The following is a 23636-nucleotide window of genomic DNA, read 5'->3' on the forward strand; positions in this document are numbered from 1 at the left end:
CATCATGAAAGGACTGAACTCGGTTGCTGCAATCATTTTTGCTTACGCTGTACCATGTTTTTTTGCCCATATCCCTGCCAGTCATCGGAGGCATTCTGTTAAAACGGTTCAAGAATTGGGATACCCGGTCACTGTCAACCTTCTCCCTCTATATTCTGAGCCCTGCGCTGATCTTTGATACGCTGCTGCATGCCGAAATTACCTGGACGGACGTCACAGGCACGTTCTGGTTTTCCATTATTAATCTGATCGCGTTATGGGCACTGGCCGAACTATTAAGCCGGATCTTCCACCTGGGTGCAAACGAAAAAGCAGGACTAACCCTTGTCTCCACGTTTACGAACTGTGTGAATTACGGGCTCCCGCTCGTTTTGCTTGCCTTTGGACAACTGGGGTTGGACAAGGCTTCGGTCTATGTGATCGGACAGATGATTATTGTGAATACAGTCGGGATCTTTTTTGCAGCCAGGTCGGAATTCACAGTCAAACATGCCATTTTGTCCGTGTTCCGTATGCCGTCCATTTATGCCGCAGCCATTGCAATCGTTTTGCGGTCCACCGGCATCAGTCTTCCTGAAGCTCTGGATGGTGGTATCTCGATGCTTGCAGCGGGCTATTCCCCAGTCGTGCTTGCCATATTGGGTGCACAGATGTTACGACCACGCGGTTCCGCAGAGCCATGGCAGTCTAATGTGCGGCGTGCTTTCTGGACTGGACTTGTCGTACGTCTCGCTGCTGCGCCGGTACTATCTTACCTGATCTTGACCGCACTTCAGGTCGAAGGCACCTTATTTAGCGTGCTGTTGATTCTGGCATCCATGCCGACGGCAGTGAACGCAGTGATTTTGGCTGAACAATTCAATGCCTCACCGCAATTTGTATCCCGCTGCATTCTATGGACAACCGCTGCATCCATGGTTATTCTGCCGGTTATGATTGTGATGTCTTCCGGATAAGCACGGGTGCTGGTCCAGGAGACATCGCCGCTAGGCGGCGCTTCTCCAATCTTCGTTCATGGCGACGCCGGAGAGCTCTGACATAGAAAAATTTGACCACAAAATACGAAATGGACCCCAGGATCACGCCAAAGACAGACATGCCTGCGAGGATATCGAGCCCACCCAGCAATAGTTCGCTTAGCGCAGACCAATTGCCTCGAAACAGCTCCATGAAGGCACTCTCGTGAACTGGGCCCTGTCCCATGCTGTGCGCTGGCAATATCCATGACCCGATCTGCTTGGCAAGCGGCATGAGCAGAATCGGCAGAAACGTCAGTTTTCCAATCACATTGCCTACGATGGCAGCCGGAAGTGAACCGCCAGACAAACGCACAATGGGGTAAAACACGAGATAGATCAGTGATGCCGTGGAGATAACGATCAATTCGAGCCCAAAACCGATCGCAAATCCGGTGGAAACCTTATGTGCTCCTCCGGGAGCGCGTAACAATTTAAGAAAATTCAGCTTCAACGCACGTGTTAAACGCGCGAATCGGTTCGCTTTGCTTTTCTGTGAATTCATACTGAACTTCCCCTTATTTTACACAAATGACGGCTCGCGCCGTCTCTTCATATCTATTAGACTGCTCTAACATCGGCTGTGACAATGACAGGCTTCGTTTCGATGGTTACATTCCCTGCAACCGCTCTTGATATCATACATGACTCTTCGGCCTTATGTGCAAGTCGATCCGCTTTGGCCAGCTCAGCCTCTGTTGCATTAGACTGCAGCACAATGCGTGGTCGATGCACAATTCGTTCATAGGTAAATATGTTATGGGTGACATCCACCGTTGCTTCCGACTCCAGTGTCAGCTCATGCGGTGTAATATCCGACCGTTCCAGCATGGCCGCCAGGGTAATCAGATAACAGGTGGAGGCTGCACCCAGCAGCATTTCATCCGGATTGGTTCCTGTACCTGGACCCCCCATCTCCTGAGGGATGGATATGACCGACTTTAATCCTCCCGCATCAATCGTGCCCTCACTGTTACGTCCGCCGTTCCATACGGCTTTCAGATGAAAAGGATGTTTCATTTCACTCATTCCTTTCTATAACTACACTCGTTTACATGGTATGGATTGTTCGTTCAGTGCGCTAACATGCTCTTCGTTCAACCCCACATCGGTAATGACCTGTGTCACACTGCTGAGTTCTGCGACTCTTGTAAAAGCCTGTATATCAAACTTGCTCGAATCGGCGAGCAAAATAACTTCATCCGCAATACTGATCATCTTCTGTTTCACCAAAGCCTGCAATTCGTTCGATTCGCTGATGCCTTTGGTCAAATGCACTCCTTTGCAAGACAGAAATACCTTGTCCACATGATAGGCATCCAGTGAACGTTCAGCGAGCGGGCCTACAAAAGACAATGACTTGGAAGCAAGCTGCCCTCCCGTGGCAATAACCCTGATCTGTTCCTTGCTGCTCAGTTCAGCGGCCACCTTGATGGAGTTGGTCAATACAGTGAGCTGAATATTCGGCAGCCCTGCAGCCATATACCATGCCGTTGTGCTCGCATCCAGTGCGATTCGGTCGCCTGGCTGTACCATCTTGATGGCCTCTTCAGCTATTCTGCGCTTTTCCTCAGCATGCGTAATCGCACGTTCAGGATAAGGGATCTCCGCTTGTCCTTCTTCTTTGTATTTTACACTTACCGCACCGCCGTGGGATCTCCTCAGCCTGCCAGCCTGCTCCAGCTTGTCCAGATCGCGGCGAATCGTCTCCTCCGTCACCCCGCAGCGCTCACTAAGCTCGGTTACACGCATGCTTCCCTGCGCATCCACCCATTCCACAATTTTCTCATAACGTTCAGCCACGAGCATTATTCATTCACTCCAAACCGTTGATATCCAAGATGAATCCTGTACATCCCATCATACCACAGCGCTACCTGAAGGAGAATTTTAATCGGGATGAAGAACGTGCAAAAAGAGGGAGCCTATGCTCCCTCCATAACATGCTGAGATCTATTATTTATCGTCTGCCAAAGGGAACCAGCCCGGTGTGTTAATGATGGCATTCCACAATCCGTCAGGGATAACCAGACGCTCTTGATCCGCTTTTGTCAAAACGGTCTCGATATCTTCTTCGCGTCCGCTCTCGATTTTCTCTACCCAGTCTGGTTCAATAATCAACTCACGTCCGATGGCAAGCAGTGGCACGCCAGTTTGAAGAGCCTCCGCTGCCTCGTCTGCCGTATGGATTGCACCTACACCAATAACCGGCAATTTGCCGCCTACACGGTCAAGGATAAATTCCATTCTGGAACGGGTATCTGCTTCGCCCCGGCGTGGTTTGGACCAGAACTCGTTCAGGGATACATGCAAGTAATCCAGATTTTTTTCTTTCAGTGCGTCAATGAGTGCGTAAGTCTCTTCCATAGTCAAACCCGGTGTTTCGGGTTCTTCAGGAGAGAAACGGTATCCGACAATAAATGGAAGCTTGGTATGTTTCGCTACAGCCTTATTCACTTCATCGATAACGGCCAGTGGGAATGTCAGACGTTTCTCAATGCTGCCACCCCAGCGGTCTTCACGACGATTCGAATGTGGAGAGAAGAACTGCTGGATCAAGTAACCATTTGCACCGTGGATCTCAACACCGTCGAATCCGGCTTCAATGGCTCGACGTGTCGCTTCACCGAAATCGTTGATAATGGACGTAATTTCTTCGTCAGACAGTTCTCTCGGTAGAGGCGATCCTGGACGCTCACTGGCAACTGTGCTTGGCGCAACCACTTGACCAGCAGGTACAGCTTGTTCCGGAGTGAGACGTCCGGCATGGAAGATCTGAAGTACTGCTTTGGAACCTTGCTGCTTTATCGTGTCAGCGAGTTGTTTCAGGCCAGGAATGAAGCTATCGTCATAAGCGGCAAATTGCGCCGGAAATCCGATACCGTTCGGTGTAACATACGTTACAGCAGTCACGGACATGCCTGCACCGCCAGTGCGACGAGCATAATAAGCCAGTTCTGCATCCGAGACAGTACCATCAGGATTCGAGGACATATGGGTCATAGGAGCGAGTACGATCCGGTTTTTGAGACTAATGCCGCTCGGTAGTGAAACTTGTTCAAACATTTGGCTATACTTTGGATTCATTCGTGGTTCCCTCCTGATATTAATATCTCTTTAAATAGATATATGAATACGTATTTCGATTACTGTAACCATTATAGTTACTATTACTCCATATTTCAACTTTTCATTTTTCAAACCGTTTAGACGATTCAATTCCTCCAATTATTAAACACATTCACGTCTCATCAAGCTCACAGCAAAAAGGGCGAAGTGACTTGCTACACTCCGCCCCATGGAGACCCATCCACAGAATGCGTCTAGAAATTGCGTACATATGCGAGTTTCAGATCCATCTCTTCCACACATTCATAACAATCATGTTCATCATTAGCTACCATAGGTGTTACCGGATACAGATTCATATCTGTCGTATTGTACGATTTGAGAAGTGGCAGCAGCTGTGTCACTCGTGTATTAGCGGGGTCAAGCCAGGTGTTGATTTCGCCTTCCGAGAGAATCGCCGGCATTTTGTTCCCAAATTCCCGGGTTACCATGTTGGCACCAGTCATTAGCATTGTGCAGGTACGAAGCGGCTGTTTGCGGGTATCTTTCCAAATTTCATATAGCCCTGCGATACCAAACAACCCCCGATCAGGCATTACCACTCGTACCGCATAACTTTTTTTACCTTCCTTACGCCAGTAATACAGTCCGTTACAAGGGATAACGCATCGTTTCGTTTCTACCAGTTTGTAGTAGGATGGGTTCTCATGCACCGTCATCAGGTTGGCATTGACAGCATCACGTCCCCAAAACGGAATAAACCCCCAGCGAAATTCATCCAATACCCGTTCACCGTCCTGATGCAAGATGATCGGCGTATGCTGCGTCGGACTAATGTTATAGCGGTTCTTGTAATAGTACATCACGCGTTCAATCTTGAAATGGTCCCTCACTTCATCCAAATCAGCGGCCAATGAAAAACGATCGCACATGCTTAACGCTTCCTTCCCTGTGTGAATTTGAATGTATTGTTTGTTATTAAAGGGAAATTATGCATGGCAATATTCAAAGTATTGATGCGCAACCACTGCGTACAAGACGTTACATCAGAGACACTTATGAAAATGACAAGATCATGCTAATCATCACAACATGATGTTATACTCCGCTGAAAATATCCATTATACAATGAGTTAGAAGCACCTTACGTTTATAGGATAGTGTTGATGATATGACCGTTTCAAGCATATGAACTTCATATGCCGTTTACTATTTCGACAACAAAGGAGATAATTCACATGGAATTCAACCGTCCCGTTCGAATGGGCGTCGATTATTATCCAGAGCATTGGGACTCTGCGTTATGGGAACAGGATGCCCGTTTGATGGCCGATAGCGGTGTACACCTTGTGCGTGTGGGTGAATTTGCGTGGAGCCGTATGGAGCCTGCGGATGGGCAGTTTGATTGGAAGTGGCTTGATCAGGCGCTGGATACCCTGCACAGTCATGGATTAGAGATCATCATCGGAACCCCCACTATGACACCACCACGTTGGCTCACTGAGAAATGTCCGGATATTCTGCCTATCCTTCCCAATGGTCAACGATACCACGAAGGGGTTCGTGGCCACCGCTGCTATAACAGTCCGAGCATGAGAACGTACAGTGCACGCATCGTGCAGAAACTGTCTGAACGCTATGCCAAGCACCCGGGAGTAGTGGGATGGCAAACAGACAATGAATTCAGCTTCACGGATTGTCAGTGCCCCGCCTGTGCGGAGTCTTTTCGCGAATGGGTTCAAGCGCGGTATTCGACATTGGAACAAGTCAATCAACGCTGGGGTACTGTGGTGTGGAGCGGTGAATACAGTGATTGGGAACAGATTACACCGCCCTATGGGGGATCCACGTTTCAGAATCCTTCATTTTTGCTGGACTATTCCCGTTTTCAGTCGGATTCCATCGTTGCCTTTCAGCAGATTCAGGTAGACATCATTCGCCGCAATTGTCCAGACCACGTGATCACACATAATTTCCATAGTTATCCGCAAAAAGCGGATCAATATAAGATTGCAGCAGAGCTCGATTTCGCTTCCTTCGATTATTATCCGAATCCATCACCAAACAAAACCGAAACGGCACCATACAGCGGGGCGCTGTCTCTGGATCTGACACGTGGCATCAAACGCCGCAATTTCTGGATTATGGAACAGCTAAGCGGGCCGCCAGGATGCTGGTTTCCGATGTGGCGCGCACCTCGTCCAGGTTTTCTACGTGCTTACTCGTGGCAGACTATAGCCCGCGGAGCGGATGCGGTTGTGCATTTCCGCTGGCGGAGTGCTACGGCAGGAGCAGAACAGTTCTGGCATGGCCTGATAGACCACAGTAATGTGCCCGGTCGGCGGTTTAAAGAATTTCAGCAGCTGTGCACGGAGGTGAACAAACTCGGCGAGCGTCTGCAAGGTTCAACGCTAGACAACGAAGTTGCCATCCTGCATTCGCATGAGCAATTATACGCCCTGCACATTCAACCTCAGGCTGAGGGATTGAATTACTACGAGAACATAAAAGTATGGCACCGTGCCCTGACCAAATTGGGAATCAGTTCGGATGTCATCCACTCTTCCACATCACTGGACGGATACAAAATCATCATTGCTCCTCATCTGTACCTCCTGGACGAGGAAACAGCAGAGCGACTCCAGGCTTTTGCAGCTGCAGGAGGAACCCTGATCCTAACACATCGTTCCGGCGTTAAGGATGACTATAATATATGTGTGATGGCCCCGCTTCCGGGCTTGTTGTCCGCTTGTTCCGGTGTGAGAGTGACCGAATATGACCCAGTAGGCGGCGACACCATCACGATTCGGGATGATCAGGGCAATGAATATGCAGCATCCCAGTGGGCAGATGTACTTGAACTCGATACGGCACAACCAGTCGCTGTATATGCGGATCAATTCTATGCCGAAAGTGCAGCTGTAACGTGGAACCCTTGGGGTGAGGGTGAGGTCTATTACATAGCCACCCAGCCAGAAGAGGCTTATCTGCGCAAGCTGCTGCGAACGATTGGAGACAAACGCCAGCTTGCGGGAATTGAAGCTCTACCTGATGGGGTACAGATCACCACCCGGACGGGTCCAAATGGATCATTTCGTTTTATTCTGAATTTAAGCCCCGAACCTGCTTCCATCCAGTTGAATGCTACCTATACGAGTGCGCTGGACGGTCTAATCAAGGAAGATCAGCTGCTACTGGACCCGTATGACCTTGAAATCCTCGAAATCGAAAAATAAGAAGCATCCTCTAATGGTGTTGTGAGATAGAGAAACTAAAAAAAAGGCCTGGGTACACGATATGTGCACCCGGGCCTTTCACATTTGTTCATTCAATAAATTAATAATAATTACAATTACAGTTTAATAAAATCAGCCATGGAACGAACCTCAATCGCACCAGCTTTCGATACTGCACCAGCATTCTGTAATCCTTCTCTGGACATGAATTTGACCTTCACCGGAATGCCAGGAATGAGATCGAAGAAGTTATCGGAGAACACGCCTTCAGCTTCTGTAGAGATCCATACCTGTTTAGCCAGTGTGTCACTTTCCAGAACCAGATATGAACCATCGTTCTTTTGCACTTCAGTCACTTGGATCGAAGCTTGCTTCAAGCCAATATCCTTCGACGGGGCAAAATAGTGTTCCTGCACTATGTCAGCGTGACCCTTCTGCTTCAGATCCAATCGCAACAGGGTTGTTGCCGCATCGTGGCCTTGGAGCCAGTCGGAGTTGTTCAGGGTCAGGATCTGTTTACCCGAATTCGATTCCAGAGTCACTGCGTGCTCTTCCTCCCGGTATACCGTACCATCGAACCCTATGAGGCGCACTTGCAATTGGCCTTCAACCGGCTGCAGCTGATCCGAAATCAGGTAAACATCCGTTCTGTCTTCCTTCGTACCATCCACTGAGACCAGTACGTCACTAAAACTGCGTTTGGCATAATACTGCAATGCCTTCCAGTTACCGAAGTAGTCCATGCCTGCCCACGAAGCGACCGGCCAGCAATCATTCATCTGCCAGTAGAGTGTTCCCATACAGTACGGTTTACGACGGCGATGTGCCTCAATGGCTGTCTTCATCGCTTCAGCCTGAAGCACTTGACTCATGTACAGGAAGGATGGGAAATCTTTCGGTTCATGCATATACATGTCCATGTACTGTTTGATCAGACGGTTACCTGCGCCGTTCTTTTGATGAGCCAGCATCACTTCGGATTCCAGTGCCAGATCCTCTTCCTCGGCATATTTACGAACAGATTTGTATTCCGGGAACGACTGGAAGCCATATTCACTCATAAAACGGCCAACGTAAACGTTGTAGTTTTCAAATGGTTCAACGCTGTGCCACACGCCCCAGTAGTGAATATCCCCTTCCGACGTCGATGGATTAGCATGCTGCTTCTCATCACCCGTCAGAGACACCAGTGGCGAAGAAGGCCAGTAATCTACGCCTGGCGCATAGGCTTCAACCACTTCCGGAAGAAGCTCGTGGAAGATGGCTTCATAATCTGCCCAGATCTTCTCGCGCTGTTCGGCATTATAATCCTTTTTCCAGCCCCAGCCGCCGTCTTCAATGTAATGGGCCCAAGCCGAGTCGATTTCGTTATTTCCGCACCACAGTACGATGCTTGGATGGTTGCGCAAACGTTTAACGTTATCGATGGCTTCGTGTCTCACGCTGTTCAGGAACGCTTCGTCACCCGGATACATACTGCATGCAAACATAAAGTCCTGCCAAACCAGCAAGCCGTACTCATCGCATAATTCGTAGAACACATCTTCTTCATAGATACCGCCACCCCATACCCGCAGCATGTTCATGTTGGACTCGGCTGCTGAGACAATCTCATGCCGATAACGCTCTGCCGTAATCTCCGTAATAAAGCTGTCATTTGGAATATGATTGGCGCCTTTCGCAAAGACGGCAACACCATTCAATTCAAAGTAGAAAGAAGCTCCAGCTTCATCCTTGTCCCGCACCAGACGAATAGATCGAAGTCCTGTCTTAACCGTCGAATCGGCCAGAACCTGTTCTCCCTTGAGCACTTCCGTAACAAAGGAGTACATATGCGGGTCACCCAGTCCCCGGCTCCACCACAGCTTCGGTTCGGTAATCGAAACTGGAATTTCGATCGTTTGCACCCCTGCTTGCAGTGAAGCAGCCTGTTCCCATGTCTGACCATCCGTACCAATACGAATGATTGCTTCAATTGGGTTGAACGTTTCAACTTCCACGATGGCCGTCAGCGAGGCTGCGGAAGCGGTTACTTCATTTTGCCGAATGAATACATCATTGATTTTCACTTCGGACCAGCCTTCCAGCCGCGCTTCACGCCAGATACCACTGGTTACGAAGCGGGGACCCCAGTCCCAACCATAGTGATAAGGTGCTTTCCGGGCAAAAATACTCACTCGTTTATCACCAAGTCCACCGACATCGGACTGATCATTGGATGCAGGCAATGCATATCCTAACTTCTCCAGCTTGGGCAGATCTTCTTGGATCGGTGAGCGAAAACGAATTCGCAGTACATTACCACTGGACTTCACAATGGACTTCACATCCACATTCCACACTCGGAACATGTTGTCGGCGGATAATACGTGCTGGTCATTCACATATACATCCGCATATGTATCTAGACCGTCAAATACAATCTCCAGATGTTCCTGTGACAACAAATCCTCGTTTATATCAAACTCTGTCCGGTATTCCCAATCCTTCTTGTCAATCCACTGAATCTCTTTCTCATTCGTTCCATAAAACGGGTCCGGAATCTTATCCAGTTTCAGCAAATCCGTATGGACACAGCCGGGCACCTGAGCCGGCAACCATTCTTGATCCTCACAAGCCTTGAACGTCCAATTTTGAAAAATCTGTGATTGTATTTTACTCATAACAGCCTCCGTTTATCGATGAAGTGTCTTAAGCGAATCATTTTGTTAGGTTTTGTTATTAAATTATCGAATAACTTACAAAACAAAATTAACATGATAACCCACTCAACGTCAATCCGTTTTTCTGAAATAACAAAATAGGAAAACAAAAAGACATGAGCTGTTCATTGCTCATGTCTGCTTCCATATCCGATAAGCATTTATTCACCTTGATCTTGCTCACGACTGGCGTGGTACTCATCCCGGACAACCAATTCGGAATAGATTAACTTGCGTTCATACGGCTCATGGGGATGATCCATACGCCACATTAGTTGATCCACTGCCCTAATGCCGAGGTTTTCCTTGTTGATATGAACCGTGGCCAGAATAGGCTCATCTGCACTCGTATTATCAAACCCGGTCACTGCACAGCGTTCAGGCACCACAACGCCTCGACTCTGCAAGGCTCGCACTACCATGACTGCCGTATGATCATTGGTACAGACGATCACTTCAGGAATATCTGCTAACGGCATTTCGGTTATCGCCTTCTGAATGACCTCAAGATCCGGTCCCAGCAAGTCGGCTTGCTGCATTACTGACAGCTGCATTTCTTCCAACACCGTCCGGTATCCCAGCCATCGCTCTCGAAAGCTTGCAGCATCAGGAAGCTGGCCGGCAAACTGGAATCGTCTGTACCCCTTGCTTACGAGCATCAGCACCAGCTCTTTCATACATTTGATATTATCCGTAAATACGGTATCCCCGTGAATGGCCGGGTCTTCATGATCCACCATCACGAGCGGGATTTGAAGTCTATAAATCTCAAGCAGTATAGGAGTGGAGATGGAGCCTACTGTTATAATGCCGCTAATCGCTTCAGGATTAAGTACCGAGAACATCCGGTCCGAAGAGGGTTCGGTTAATGTTAATATATCCATCCCCTGTTCGTTAAGGCGTGCAGAAATACCGTCAAATACAGGCCCCCAGTACAGTGAGGAGCGATTTTGGGAACGAATATTGGGGAACAAAATCAGAATCGTGCCTGACTGCACTGGCTTGCTGCTGCGTACAGGCTGTGACTCAACAGGAAAACGCTTGGTTTCCGTTTTGAAATAACCCAGTTGACCTGCTGTTTTTACAATCATCTCTCTGGTTTGTTCACTCACCCCAGGTTTTCCCGTCAGAGCACGTGAGACTGCGAATTTTGACACCCCCGCAGCATCGGCGATTTGCTGCATGGTCACTTTTTTGCCCATATTACCCACTCACCCGTTCTCCCTTAATTTACATTCAGTGTAGCATAAAAAACAAAGTTCAACAAAACAAGTTGTAATTTTGTTTGGTTTGTTAGTCAAGAAGGATTGTTATTCAAACCAAAAAAGGGTTCGTCCACTCTTCAACGAAGAGATGTCCGAGCCCTTTTGTCTCATGCTGATTTTAAACCCCGGAAGCTCCCTGCTCCCCAAGGTCTGCAGGTATCGTCCCCCGCTTCCTGCGCCAAAATCTGACGTCCATTGTTTTGATTTCTGTTATTAATACACCCAGGAGCATCAATGCGGCTCCCGTATATCCTTGCAGCGTTAGTGTCTCTCCCTGAAAGCTAAAAGCAAAGGCTGCCGCAAACAGCGGTTCAAGAGAGAAAATGAGACTGGTCCGGGTAGGCGATGCATGACGCTGAGCCAGTGTCTGCAGGATATATCCAATACCACTGCACAGTATCCCAAGTCCGAGAATAGCTACCCAGGATTCCGGGCTATCTGGCAACCGTGGACTCTCGAACAGGAAAGTGGCCCCGATTCCCCAGAGTGCTGCAACCCCCAACTGAATGGTACCGAGCGTTAAGGGATCATGTTTCGGAATATACCTTCCAGCGATCATAATATAAATTGCATACGTTAGAGCAGCCAAAATACACAGGATATCACCGGTATGCAGGCTAAGCTCATGCTGTAGTGTTAGCAGACCAAGTCCGGCAACAGCCACAATAATGCTAATCATCAGTCTTCTATCCGGCATGCGTCTATGTAAGATAGTGCTTAGGATCGGCACAAAGATTACGGCCAAACTAATCAGAAATCCTGCCTGCGAAGTCGTTGTCCGCTGTACTCCATAAGTAATCAGCACAAAAGCTGCAAATAATGCAGTACCCATGATGGTACCTGCCCCAAGTGTTTTCAGATCCATTCGGAACAGTCTCCGGTGGAAAATGACCGCTGCGGCAATAAAAGCGATACTGAAGCGGAATGCGACCAAATTGAGCTCTTGCATGGACTCCAGACCTGACTTCATGAATAAATAGGAGGAACCCCAAATAACGGTTGCTAGCAGCATCTGCAGATCTGCTCTTCTTGAAAAATTGACTTGTTTTCCAATGACTCTACCCACTCTGCTTCAACCTTCATTCTATGTTTTGTTCTATGCTGAGTCCGTACCAATTAACTCGCCTTGGCAAGTATAAACGATCTCTTTCCATTATAAAAATGAATATTTATAATAGTATTTATGAAATAATTTCATGCATTACTCACCGGAAGGAACGGATTGAATTATGTCATTGGTCAAGTATGAAATTCTGAATGCCGTCGTAGAATACGGAAGTCTCACCAAGGCTGCGGATGCCCTTAATATTACTCAGTCTGCTATCAGTCATGCCATTGCCAGTCTGGAGTCGGATTGCGGATTTACATTGTTGAATCGAGGCCGAACTGGTGTAAGGGTTACTGCTGAAGGGGAGCGGATTCTTGGTTACACTCGTGAAATTTTGCGTTGGAACGAGCTCATGAACCAGGAAATATCCCTGATTCGCGGAGCTGAAGTGGGTACAGTACGCATTGGTACATTTGCCAGCGTATCGACCCAATGGCTGCCTGGAATACTGAAGCAATTCCGCTTGCGGCATCCTGGTATAGAGATCAAACTGTGGGAGGGTGACTATGCTGAAATTGAAGCCTGGCTGGCTGGCGGGGCTATTGATCTCGGCTTTTTATCCCTTGGCGAACCGATGTCTTATGAGACCATCCCATTGCAAAAAGACAGGATGATGTGCATCCTGCCCCTAGGTCATCCACTTGCAGATGAGACTTCTGTATCGTTTGAATTGCTCCTGGAGCAGCCTTTTATTCTGCCCCGCTGGGGTGGTGACAATGAGATTGAACGTTTGATTCGGCATCACACCGCCAAGCTGAATGTAGTTTATGAAGTTGCTGAAGATCAGGCCATTATGGCCATGGTTCGAAACGGACTCGGGATCAGTCTCCTGCCTGAGATGGTATTACAAGGTCATACGAATGAACTGGCACTTGTACCACTCAGCGGCGACCCTTACCGTACCATTGGACTAGCCTGTCCTTCTCTTGCCAATCTGTCTCCAGCCACCCGCCGTTTTATTGAAGCTGTGCAGGAATGGCTGGCGCATACCCCTTAGTCAGAATAGGGGAGTGCGCCTCCCCTTCCCCTTAACTCGCATTACTTACAAATTGTATAACTCCGATGCATATCATGAGTATAAAGAGGAAAGCCAACACAACAGCAAAGCCAATCAGAAATCGCATAGCGGGTGAACGCCGGTTTCCCTGAAGATGATATGCCAAGTAATCCAGCTTCTGCTCAAGCCGATCCATTCTTTCGTTCATCTGTTCCAGTTCTTCATTGGAACTCATGATATCATCCCCTCTTATTTAATGCTGACTTAAAAAATGTTTTACTCCCAGATGCGATCCAGTTGATCCGAATAAAAGCGGATTGCCTTATGATAATCATGTATGCCTTGATCCGACGATGTATCCGCCAGCTGAACCAGCAGCCGTTTCATGGCTTCCGCATGTTCCCCAGTATTATAAAGTACCATGGCATAGAAGACTTCAAATTCCCGCTGCTCCGGAAATTCTTCGATCCCCGTTTCCAACCACTTCTTAGCCTGTTCATATTGACCCAAAGTCCGATATGTACTGCCGAGACCCAGAATGGCTCCTGCTCTGTCTTTCCCCTTCAATCCCCGGCTTAGCGCTGTTTCATAATATGGTACGGCTTCGCGTTCCAATCCAAGTGAATCATGCGCCCAGGCCAATTGATACCATACGTCCGCATTGCCCGGTTCCTTCTCAGCCATGATATGCAATAACTCGATTGCTTCCTGCGTCTTGCCTTCCTGTCTTAACCGTATTGCTTGTTCTAGTTGACTCATATCTCTCCCTCTCTCTCCCAAACTTACCCAATTAAACACATACAACATCTGTTAATTATATCAAAAAAACACCTCAGGCCCTTCATGAAGACAAATTAGCTTGTCTACACGCTGTACCATAAGGCGTTCGTTTTGATGTGTTTACCTCCAGGTCGTATTCACAACCATCAAGATAAAAATAAGCATTAAATAGTTAACCGAAATCAAAAAGTTGATTTTGGCCCATTTCTCGTCATCCTTCGTCTTCAACCCGCTAAGGGTATGGATGAACCAGGCCACACTGCTTAGCAGTGACACGATTAGAAAAACAAGTCCAACGTAATCGTAGTAGTACAACAAAAATACAGCAGGGAGCAACAGGAACACGTAAGGCACCATTTGAAACTTGGTCCGTTTAATCCCCTTCACAACAGGCAAAAGTGGAAAGCCGGCTGCACGATATTCCTCAACTCGCCGAATCCCAAGCGACCAGAAGTGTGGCGGCTGCCATAGAAATAACAATGCGAACAGCAACCATGCACCCATATCAATTTGATTGGTCACTGCACAGTAACCAATTACCGGCGGCATCGCACCGGCTATGCCACCAAGGGAAGTGCTCCAGGTGGAGCTGCGCTTCAGCCATATCGTATAGATCACGATATAAGCAAACCACCCAAGAAGTGAAAGCCAGCCTGACAGCGGGTTCACCCAGATGTATAATACAGCAAAACCAGCCAACCCGAGAATGATACCGTACCAAAGTACAAAAGCGGGACGAAGATGGTTGATATATTCAATGCGTTTCTTGGTCCGTTCCATCTTCTGATCAAGTTCTCGATCCCAGTAATTGTTGATGACACACGCCGATGCGATAACGAGAGTAGATCCAATAATGACAAGCAGCAGGGATAACCAAGAGATATCCCATTTTGATGCGACCCAGAATCCTACGGCAACCGCAAATACATTGAGCCTCAGAAGTCTGGGCTTTGTTAATGCAATCATGTCTTTAAGCATGAGAAGCCTCCTGAACTATGTAAAAACACCATTCCAATAATGATACATGTACCTACAATGAATTACAATCTTCTTTAACATTTTGTCATAATCAAAAAAGCATCCCTCACCGTTCTCACGAACAGGAGGAATGCTAACTAAGCTCTAATGTTATGGGATATATTGCTGAACGATTTTTGTAACCTTTCCATCTTGCACAGTAATGTGATATGGGAATACGGACAGATCCACAATGTTTTTGTTCTCGTACAAGGATTCAAATTTGCTGAGAGCAATCGGTTCATTCCACTGAATCTCTGTCCCTTTTACCGTCCCATCCCGATCATACAGCTGCATCAGCACTTCGGCATTGCCGCTAACTTCAATCTTGTCCTGCTCCTTGCTGTCGTTGATAATATAGTATCCATCCGGAGCTCCATCTATACCCGAATCAGGGTTGCGCTGCTCAAACACTTTATCCGCTTCTTCTCCCTGATACCATCCGATTCTATCCACGATCAAATAAAGTTTGCCATTATCCTGCTGCAGCTCATCCACATAAGCTGTATACATCTCGGAATTGGCTGCCTGAGCTTCTTTTGCGGAAGCCTGTGAGGAACCGGCACTCTCCTCGGCATTCGCCGGTGTAAGCAAATATGTAGTAAGCACAATGATACCAAGCAATAGCGCAGCAGTACCAAGTATTTTTAATTTCCATTGTTTCGCCGCGTTCTTCATAGGCAGCATCTCTCCTTATATGAACGTTACTATTTCCTTAACCGGAAGGGTTTGGCTTCAAACGGTCATGTGAAAATTCGTTTCAACTTTTACTAAAATCATCATACTTGTTTACAATCATTTAAAAGTATCAGCGAGATGAAAAATAGTTACAATAAAAAAAGAACCTCAAATGCTTCGCATCCAAGGTTCTCTTGGTATTAATGAGTGTGCTGTGCAAGACGGACCAGCATATGGGCCAGCATATGTCGTTCCTCTTCCTTACCTACATTCCATAGCTCCTGCAGCAATTTCTCTTCACGATTGCGGGGCTCTTCTTTGGCTGCCAGATAGTCAGCTACCTTCTCTGCAATTTTGGCCATCTGTTCTTCACCCAGGCCAATGGATTCTCCCATAGCAATCCGTTTACCCAAATACTCTTTAAAGGCATCGAAGTTCTGCAGAATCTGTTCTCTTTCCTCAGGCGCAATTTTGTCGATTGCGTTCTCTACCTTCTCCGTTGCCACTTGACCATCTTTATGAATTACATGATTACTCTCATTCATTTTGAATTCCTCCTTAAGCGTAATATTTGGCTTGTCATCTATAATATAAACGTCTCGCTGGAGTTTAATCAGGCTATTTCAACACTTCATTTATTAACGGGTTGTTGCATCATTCGACCGCCATATGGATATACTTCCCCAAACATACAACATAGCACTCAAATAAAACAAAACATCAATCGTAAGCCAATCGATCAGCAGTCCACCGATAATCACGGCAAATCCTGATGCAGCTGATGTCCAGAAATGATAATTGCCAACCGCTTTGCCCCTTTTACCTGGCTCCGTATAGTCTGCAAGCAGCACCCGTTCACTCATTCGCTGCATGGCATTGCATAGCCCCATGATTGCCTGCAGCAGCAATACCCATATATAGCTTGTAATCCACGGAAAAGCAACCATTGCGCCAGCCATGCCCAGTGAACTCATCATGAGCCACCGTTTTGCATACGTGTCCAGCCGAGGGGCCAGCCACTGTGATGCGGCCGCTGAACTAATTGTAAAAACAGCAAAGGCAAGTCCATATTTGGAAAAGCTGTTACCGAGATTTTTAAGAAACAACAAATAATAAGGATAAATCATACCCGAAGCAAGGGTAATCACGCTCTGTGATCGGACCAACCATTTCATATTCATTTACCGTTCCCTCCGTATTGCTCCATAAAATAGTTCATGAATACATGTTCTGGATCATACTGTTCCTTCGCTGCAAAGAAATCATCCTTGTGAGCGTAGGCTTGATCGAATTGATCTGCTGTGGCATATGCCTCATAGGGCAAATAATAGGTACCTTTGAAGCGGATCACTGAATCTATGATCTTCTGCAAACTAGCCTTGAACTTACTCTGTTCTTCGTCTGACAGCGAGGCATGGAATAGGCATACCAGACCAAACATGTCCTGTGTCGCATAGGATAGAACAGCTTCATCGTCTTTTGGTACATAACGAACGGTTATGTTCAGCAGATCCAGTTTCTCTTGGGAAACGATATCCCCCATCTCCTCAACGAAAGCTGGAAAAGCATCCACAGGAATAAAATACTCCTGCAGCAAATCGTTAGTGCCGGGCTGATGATATTCCATAAACGCAGATGGAGAAGCCATCGCATTATTCCGGCTGATCTTCGTTCCGTCCTGTGAATCGAAATATCGCTGCTGCAGTTCCCAAAACCACTCTCTGCCCCAAACCGTTCCGCGATTAAGGTTAAATAGAATCTTGGCCGGCAGCACGCCCGGTTCACGGACAGACATTTTATTATAATCCTGAAGTGAGGCTTCTGCATCGATCGCATAATTAAGAGCATACATGTCGCTAAAATACCCTTCGCCCGGCTGAAGTGAAATACGGGCCAGATGCATCCGCATATCCGGATCGCCAAGTACATTATTACGGAAATACGTTGGATACGCTGCGGCCTGCACCCGGTCTACGTTAAGTTGATATAATTCATCGTCCGTCAACGTCAGCGTTACATCCAAAATCAGGCCAAAGAGTCCATATCCGCCTAATGCCAATGGAAATAGTTCCGAATTAGACGTACGGCTCACTTCCCGGATCTGCCCATCTGCAGTTAGGAGACGAAATGATTCCACACTCTGAATCAGTGATCCGTTGCGAAGCTCCCTCCCGTGGGCATTTACACTAATCGAACCTCCGACCGTAAAGATATTTTGAGACTGCATATTTTTGAGCGAAAGTCCATAAGGATTGATTGCTCGTTGCACATCAGCCCATGTAGCTCCGGCCTGAACAGTTATTATTTTGGCTTCTGGCTGAATGTCTAGTACACGGTTATAGGAAGTCATATTAATAACGATGCCGTCCCGGTAATAAGTATGTCCGCCCTGACTATGACGTTGTCCTGCAATGGACACCGTCAGATGATTCTCCCTTGCATCCTTTAGCAGCTCTACAAGCTGCTGTTCCTGATGACCCTGTACGACTCGTTCCACTTTTACCGGGTGTAGGCGACTGTAGTCTGTAATGAGATATGGATTCTGATCTTCTCCTCCCGTTCTCCAATACGTCCAAATACATAAAACGAAGAGCAGCAGGAGCACACCCATTTTTTTGAACACATAACTACCTCCTTAACCCAAAACGTTTCAAACCTATTCCAGCGGTTAATCGTTTACATATACATTACAACGTTTGGAGATGTTAAGGAACACCCTAAACCTGATTGAATAAGGAGGATATATGTATGAGTGAACCTAAAAAAGAAAAGAAAAACAAAAATCTTGAGCCCGGCGTTAACACTGTCCTTCATCCGGATCCCGACAATCCTGGCCCGACAGACATGATTGAGGATGCGGTTGGAGATATCGTAGACAATATTTCTGGACATCCCAAAGACAAGTCTGCAGCAATCGAAAAAAATAACTCAAACCAATAGAATTTCAATCGTAAGCCAATTAAAAAAGTCCTTCAACCTAAACAGGCTGGAGGACTTTTCATGTGTCTATGAAAGGGAAACCTAGTCACGCTTTGCTTGTGTCTACAACTGCTTCACTTTGTTTTCCTTTTTAATCTTCTGTAACTCTTTGTGAATCCAGATGGCCGCTATGGAGCCTTCACCCATCGCTACCGTAGCTTGCTCCGCATGAAGTCCCAAATCCCCTGCAATCCAAACATTCGGGGCAGCCTGCAAACTGCGACGATCGGCTTCAACATGTTTATTATCAGCGATAACCGCTCCAAGCTGCTCTGCAAGCTCGAAATGCACCCGGTTGCCGCCAAAAGCAATAAATCCTCGTTCTGATTCATAGATCTGCCCATCTTCAGTCAGTACTCCTGTAATATGTCCGTCTTCTGTTTGTTGAACTTCCTGGACCGCAGCTTCAAGATAACGTACGCCTGCCTCCTTCATACTTCGGTGAAGCTCGGCAGAGATCGGTTTCTGTTCATGGTTGATATACAGAAGATCATCAGTACGCTCGATCAGAATCATGGCCATATTGGCACCCGCTTCTCCTGAACCCAGCAGTATAGTGCGACGATCCTGAATTTCATAACCATCACAGTCCGGGCACACGTAAACTGATCTGCCCAGCGTTGGCCTGAGTCCCGGAATCGCAGGGAACCGATCGCTAAGCCCGGTTGCCAGCAGCACAGTCCTTGCTGAATAGGATCTGCCGGAGGAACCCGTTAATTGAATCTGTTCTCCAACCCGTTCTGCTTGAATGATACGATCCTTTTCAAATGCAACTCCGGTTTTCTCGGCTTGCATTCTGCCTTTGGATCGCAATTCTTCACCTGACACACCCTCTGGAAATCCCAAAATATTATGATAGGTTCGGCACAGGGTTGACCTGCCTTCTCCAGCATCCACCACCAGCACCTGATGCGAACTGTAACGTCCCAGCTGAATGGCAGCCTGAAGTCCTGCGAGCCCGCCACCTACGATGATGCAATCATACTCTCGCAACCTTCATCTCCTCCAGTCCATCCTTTTGTCTTGGTCTCTGTAGATCGCTTCCGATCCTTCTATACATTAAACCGCTCAATCAGACTCAAACGTCCTAGCTCTAGCTTGTACAAAAAATAAATAACCCAAACCGTCCGCATGGTTCACGGTCAGGTTTGGGTCCCTTATTCCTTATATTTGATTAAAATAGATATGATTCAAAACGGGAAGCGTTAGAAATGGCATTCCAGACATCCGCTGTTTCCCCGCCCATGTACCAATAAGCCAGCCCAGCTATCTTCCGGTCTGTACTCATTCTTACTTTGGCAGTTAAGGAGCGGCTCTCCTCTGCCCAGATGTATCTTGCCAAGCCGTTACTTGAATAACCAATAACATATTGCTCCAGACTTGCATTCCACTGTCTCACAGAGCCCACAGCACGTGCCCGTGTTCCCTGCTCCGCAAGGGTAATATCCCATGAACCTGTTGCCGGGCTAGCCGATGACCAGTCTCTGGTGTAGAGCGGAAGCGCCAAAATAACTTTGGCACGCACAACGTCAGTAAGCATGGTATCCAGTGCTCTTTCTACCCAAGGAAGTGAGGCAACCGATCCAGCTATAGGATCTCCATTCCAATGTTCTTCATATCCCATAAGAACCATGTAATCAGACACGGCGCCAAGCTTGGCATAATCGAATGCTTCGGTCCAGTCCGTACCCAGATCAGGAGATACATCCACCGAAACGACAGCACCAATCGTATGCAGCGAAGCCGCAAGCGACGTCACAAAAGCAGTCATGCCTGCCCGATCCGCTGGCAATACGTTCTCAAAATCCACATTAATGCCATCCAGCTTGTATTTCTTCACAAATGCAGTAACCTGAGTGACGACCGACGTCCTGTTGGCTGAACTGGATAACATCTGGTGCGTCATCGCAGCATCCGAACGATTGCCAAGCAGCGGCCAAACTTCCCGATTGGTAGACGTTGCCCATGTGAGCAGCGTAGAGTCTGTATGGTCTGTAATTTGCATGCTGCTGTTCAAAAAGAACCACCGGGGAACCAGTGTATTCACCTTGGATTGTTCAACCTGCTTCTTGAATTCCGCAGTAGTGGAGTTATACTGCCAGCCCAGTTGTATTCCCAAGGAATCAGCATTCCCAAGCTGCTGCGACCATTCTTTCTTTTGTAAAATGGCATCCAGCATCACGGCAGCTTCCTCGCGAGTCACCTGATCCTGTGGTCGGAATAACCCATCGCTACCACGCATCAGTCCGAGCTGATACACCTTCTGTACATAAGGCTTCGCCCATACGGAAATATCCGATGCATCAGCATAAGTCGTAGACAAAAGTCCTGTTGATCCGGAAGTCTGTTTCAACATTCTCACGAGCAGGGCAGCCGCCTCTTCTCTCGTAATCGATGCGTTTGGTTGAAAGGTTCCCTGCCCTTTCCCCTCCAGGATGGAAAGATTGGTCATTGCAGAAACATTGCCATAATACCATGCCGTAGTACTAGTATCATTGTATGGACTAATATTATTTTTAACAGGTTTCAAGCCGAGCAATCGAACTGCAAAAGTCGCAAATTCAGCTCGTGTCACGGCCTTCTTGGGTTCAAACCTGGTTTCTGACGTTCCGGCAGCAATACCCTCGTTCACCAGATGAGTTATCGCATCTTTTGCATAACTGGTGCTAATATCCTGGAACTGCTGTTTTGCCGTTGCTGCTTCCACGGAAATGGGAAAGCCCGGTAACAGTGCTAGTATCAATAGAGCAACCAACAAGACTGTTGCCACTTGTCGACCAGCATGTTTCTTTATTCTATTGTTCACATCAAAAAGCCTCGCTTCATTGGAGTACGATCTTACATCATCGTATCAAATTGAAGCGAGGCCGTATGTGTTTAAATGTTGGAAATCTATTTAAAGCTTAATACTTATTTGTGTACTTTTACACGCTCTTCAACCGGCTGGAATTCTTTCTCGCCTGGTGTAGCTGTTGGTTTACCAAATGGCATCTGAGCGATCAGTCTCCAGTGCTCAGGAATATTCCATTCTTGTTTCACTTTCTCATCAATCAGTGGGTTGTAGTGCTGCAGTGAAGCGCCAAGACCTTCCTGCTCCAATGCTGTCCAGATTACGAGTTGCAGCATGCCGTTGGATTGATTAGCCCAGATCGGGAAATTATCCGCATAGGCTGCAAAGTTCTGTTGAAGTTGTGCAATCACATTGTTGTCTTCGAAGAACAATACTGTACCGTATCCGCTGCGGAATCCGGCCATTTTCTCAGCTGTGGATTTGAAGGCTTCTGCATCCCCAACTACTTCACGCAAGATTTCTTCAGTGTGGTTCCACAGTTTATCATGTTGTTCACCCAGCAAAACCACTGCACGGGAAGTTTGTGAGTTAAAAGAAGTTGGCGTATACTTTACCGCTTCCTCAACGATTTCTTGAATTTTCGCATCCGAGATCGTGGATTCCTTGCTGATTCCGTAATAGGATCTTCTGTTTTTCAACGCGTCAAAGAAAGATTTAGACATAACGATTCGCCTCCACAATTGGTTTATTATTATATTTTTAAACTAACATTAGTAACTATAATATAGTAACATACATTAGTCAACATACTATTATATCTTCACTAAATATACAAATTAACCTTTATCGGTCTCCCGATAATCCGCACGGTACTTCTCTTCAGTCGAAGAGTTGCTCTTGGTCTGATCCTTATTTTTCTCTTCTTGCTGTTCCATATTCAGGTCCTCCAAGGGAATGGGGTCCACTGTCTGCTCTTCTTCAAACTGGTCAAGCAAACTTTCCTTCTCCGTGGGATATTGTTCGGGATTATCATGCGCATGCTCCTTATTCGATTCTTTATTCTGACCCGGAATTTGATTTTTCATTCTTGTACGCCTCCTCTGGTTTCATTACCCTTTCTTTACCTTTTCTGCATGTCTTCTAAACACAGCAAAAAGACCACCCTCAGGTTATGGGTGGCCTTTAATCTCAATATTCACTATTTAAGCAACGACCTCTTCTAGGCTTAACTTTGCTTCAAAAATGATATTCTGCGCATCTGCTCCTGATCGTCCGCGAATCCAGATTACCCCATCCATCGCTTCCGTCCGTTCCACGACCAGTTCTTCCTGCATTCGAATTTCCCGGTGATATGATATCTGCATGTGTGTCAGACGAGCCGTAAGTTCTTCAGCAGTAAGTGCGTCACAGCATACATCGGCGTATCTGGCATTATTCATATGACCGTTGCTGTCCGTGCTGCTGTATCTAACGATTAGTCGATAGTCTTCCTGTGGTGCCAGTGCTGTAGGAAGCATCACTTTCTCCGGGGGTTCACCCAGCGATAATTCGGAATGTGACTTCACTTCAAAAGGCAGTGCCGTAGGTCTCAGAATCTTTCGTTTCTCGAGATCGACAAGCGCCCAGGAAGTCCGTGCCTCCGCGATATGATTCCCCTTTGTATCGGTAAGAACATAATCTCTCAGCCACATGACGCCTTTGTTGCCTTTATGCCAGGTCTGGAGACTCACTTCTTCCTCCAATCGAGCTTGGCGGAATATGGTCAAATCCGTCGTGAGTAACATCCACCCTAGCCCCTGATCCAGCATTTCCGATACAGTAATACCCATCCGGGCCAGATCGCGGTCTGCTGCAAGCTGCATATGTTCCAGCAATGCGGAAGGCCGATATAATGACTTATAGTCCGATTCGGATGATCCGATTCGGTACTGAAATGCATAAGGTAGTTCCGTTGTCATTACGTTAAAGCCTCCTTCGATTTGTACCAGTTATACGTAT

General features: G+C 47.1%; 24 protein-coding genes. 4 read left to right on the forward strand and 20 right to left on the reverse strand.

Going from position 1 to position 23636, the window contains the following annotated elements; translation table 11 throughout:
- Positions 1-23: 23 nt before the first annotated feature.
- Positions 24-956, forward strand: a complete 933-nt coding sequence (locus MH144_RS07010) for an AEC family transporter (protein WP_239298693.1) — start codon at positions 24-26, stop codon at positions 954-956.
- Here MH144_RS07010 and MH144_RS07015 read toward each other — a convergent pair.
- The 5 genes from MH144_RS07015 to MH144_RS07035 form a co-directional block, all read right to left on the reverse strand.
- Positions 931-1521 (reverse strand): DUF2062 domain-containing protein, encoded by a 591-nt coding sequence (locus MH144_RS07015; RefSeq protein WP_239298695.1) that lies wholly within the window; start codon positions 1519-1521, stop codon positions 931-933. The genes MH144_RS07010 and MH144_RS07015 overlap by 26 nt on opposite strands.
- Positions 1522-1577: 56 nt before the next feature.
- Positions 1578-2036 carry an OsmC family protein gene (locus MH144_RS07020; RefSeq protein WP_239298697.1) on the reverse strand — a complete coding sequence of 153 codons (459 nt, stop codon included), beginning with the start codon at positions 2034-2036 and terminating at the stop codon, positions 1578-1580.
- Between the two features lie 21 nt (positions 2037-2057).
- Positions 2058-2825 carry a DeoR/GlpR family DNA-binding transcription regulator gene (locus MH144_RS07025; RefSeq protein WP_239298699.1) on the reverse strand — a complete coding sequence of 256 codons (768 nt, stop codon included), beginning with the start codon at positions 2823-2825 and terminating at the stop codon, positions 2058-2060.
- 147 nt (positions 2826-2972) lie between these two features.
- Positions 2973-4103: an NADH-dependent flavin oxidoreductase gene (locus MH144_RS07030; RefSeq protein WP_239298701.1), complete on the reverse strand. Its 1131-nt coding sequence runs from the start codon at positions 4101-4103 to the stop codon at positions 2973-2975.
- A 236-nt stretch (positions 4104-4339) separates the two neighbouring features.
- Positions 4340-5017, reverse strand: coding sequence for an SOS response-associated peptidase (locus MH144_RS07035; protein ID WP_239298703.1), 678 nt, complete (start codon positions 5015-5017; stop codon positions 4340-4342).
- A gap of 306 nt (positions 5018-5323) precedes the next feature.
- Between MH144_RS07035 and MH144_RS07040 the strand changes: the two genes are divergently transcribed.
- Entirely contained in the window at positions 5324-7321 is a 1998-nt protein-coding gene (locus tag MH144_RS07040) for a beta-galactosidase (protein ID WP_239298705.1), read from the forward strand.
- A gap of 116 nt (positions 7322-7437) precedes the next feature.
- Here the strand turns inward: MH144_RS07040 and MH144_RS07045 are convergent, their stop codons facing one another.
- From MH144_RS07045 to MH144_RS07055, 3 genes are all read right to left on the reverse strand, one after another.
- Positions 7438-9984, reverse strand: coding sequence for a beta-mannosidase (locus tag MH144_RS07045; protein WP_239298707.1), 2547 nt, complete (start codon positions 9982-9984; stop codon positions 7438-7440).
- A gap of 200 nt (positions 9985-10184) precedes the next feature.
- Entirely contained in the window at positions 10185-11225 is a 1041-nt protein-coding gene (locus MH144_RS07050; RefSeq protein ID WP_239298709.1) for a LacI family DNA-binding transcriptional regulator, read from the reverse strand.
- Between the two features lie 181 nt (positions 11226-11406).
- Positions 11407-12354 (reverse strand): DMT family transporter, encoded by a 948-nt coding sequence (locus MH144_RS07055; RefSeq protein ID WP_239298711.1) that lies wholly within the window; start codon positions 12352-12354, stop codon positions 11407-11409.
- Between the two features lie 163 nt (positions 12355-12517).
- Between MH144_RS07055 and MH144_RS07060 the strand changes: the two genes are divergently transcribed.
- On the forward strand, positions 12518-13393 hold the full coding sequence (locus tag MH144_RS07060) for a LysR family transcriptional regulator (RefSeq protein ID WP_239298713.1): 876 nt from the start codon (positions 12518-12520) through the stop codon (positions 13391-13393).
- Between the two features lie 31 nt (positions 13394-13424).
- On the opposite strand, the gene MH144_RS07065 is transcribed toward MH144_RS07060, so the two are convergent.
- The 7 genes from MH144_RS07065 to MH144_RS07095 all read right to left on the reverse strand — a co-directional run bounded on the left by MH144_RS07065 (position 13425) and on the right by MH144_RS07095 (position 18491).
- Entirely contained in the window at positions 13425-13628 is a 204-nt protein-coding gene (locus tag MH144_RS07065; RefSeq protein WP_239298715.1) for an OadG family protein, read from the reverse strand.
- A 41-nt stretch (positions 13629-13669) separates the two neighbouring features.
- Positions 13670-14152 carry a tetratricopeptide repeat protein gene (locus MH144_RS07070; RefSeq protein ID WP_239298717.1) on the reverse strand — a complete coding sequence of 161 codons (483 nt, stop codon included), beginning with the start codon at positions 14150-14152 and terminating at the stop codon, positions 13670-13672.
- Between the two features lie 141 nt (positions 14153-14293).
- Positions 14294-15151: a heme o synthase gene (gene cyoE / locus MH144_RS07075; RefSeq protein ID WP_239298719.1), complete on the reverse strand. Its 858-nt coding sequence runs from the start codon at positions 15149-15151 to the stop codon at positions 14294-14296.
- Positions 15152-15301: 150 nt separating this feature from the next.
- Positions 15302-15868, reverse strand: a complete 567-nt coding sequence (locus MH144_RS07080) for a hypothetical protein (RefSeq protein WP_239298721.1) — start codon at positions 15866-15868, stop codon at positions 15302-15304.
- A gap of 200 nt (positions 15869-16068) precedes the next feature.
- Positions 16069-16413: a DUF3243 domain-containing protein gene (locus tag MH144_RS07085; protein ID WP_095287616.1), complete on the reverse strand. Its 345-nt coding sequence runs from the start codon at positions 16411-16413 to the stop codon at positions 16069-16071.
- A 93-nt stretch (positions 16414-16506) separates the two neighbouring features.
- Positions 16507-17049, reverse strand: coding sequence for an MFS transporter (locus MH144_RS07090; protein ID WP_239298723.1), 543 nt, complete (start codon positions 17047-17049; stop codon positions 16507-16509).
- Positions 17046-18491, reverse strand: coding sequence for an FAD-binding protein (locus tag MH144_RS07095; protein WP_239298725.1), 1446 nt, complete (start codon positions 18489-18491; stop codon positions 17046-17048). Before MH144_RS07095 ends, MH144_RS07090 begins: the two co-directional genes overlap by 4 nt.
- A 125-nt stretch (positions 18492-18616) precedes the next feature.
- Here MH144_RS07095 and MH144_RS07100 point away from each other — a divergent pair, with 125 nt between their 5' ends.
- Positions 18617-18808 carry a hypothetical protein gene (locus tag MH144_RS07100; RefSeq protein WP_239298727.1) on the forward strand — a complete coding sequence of 64 codons (192 nt, stop codon included), beginning with the start codon at positions 18617-18619 and terminating at the stop codon, positions 18806-18808.
- Positions 18809-18910: 102 nt separating this feature from the next.
- Here the strand turns inward: MH144_RS07100 and MH144_RS07105 are convergent, their stop codons facing one another.
- The 5 genes from MH144_RS07105 to MH144_RS07125 all read right to left on the reverse strand — a co-directional run bounded on the left by MH144_RS07105 (position 18911) and on the right by MH144_RS07125 (position 23596).
- Entirely contained in the window at positions 18911-19840 is a 930-nt protein-coding gene (locus MH144_RS07105) for an NAD(P)/FAD-dependent oxidoreductase (protein WP_239298729.1), read from the reverse strand.
- A gap of 181 nt (positions 19841-20021) precedes the next feature.
- Complete coding sequence (locus MH144_RS07110; RefSeq protein ID WP_239298731.1) at positions 20022-21653, reverse strand: S-layer homology domain-containing protein; 1632 nt, start codon at positions 21651-21653, stop codon at positions 20022-20024.
- 104 nt (positions 21654-21757) lie between these two features.
- On the reverse strand, positions 21758-22360 hold the full coding sequence (locus MH144_RS07115; RefSeq protein WP_239298733.1) for a nitroreductase family protein: 603 nt from the start codon (positions 22358-22360) through the stop codon (positions 21758-21760).
- Positions 22361-22474: 114 nt separating this feature from the next.
- Positions 22475-22723 (reverse strand): hypothetical protein, encoded by a 249-nt coding sequence (locus MH144_RS07120; protein WP_239298735.1) that lies wholly within the window; start codon positions 22721-22723, stop codon positions 22475-22477.
- Positions 22724-22840: 117 nt separating this feature from the next.
- Positions 22841-23596 (reverse strand): acyl-[acyl-carrier-protein] thioesterase, encoded by a 756-nt coding sequence (locus MH144_RS07125; protein ID WP_239298737.1) that lies wholly within the window; start codon positions 23594-23596, stop codon positions 22841-22843.
- Between the last annotated feature and the right edge of the window lie 40 nt (positions 23597-23636).

Source organism: Paenibacillus sp. ACRRY, from assembly GCF_022346995.1.
In the GTDB taxonomy this organism is placed as follows: domain Bacteria; phylum Bacillota; class Bacilli; order Paenibacillales; family Paenibacillaceae; genus Paenibacillus.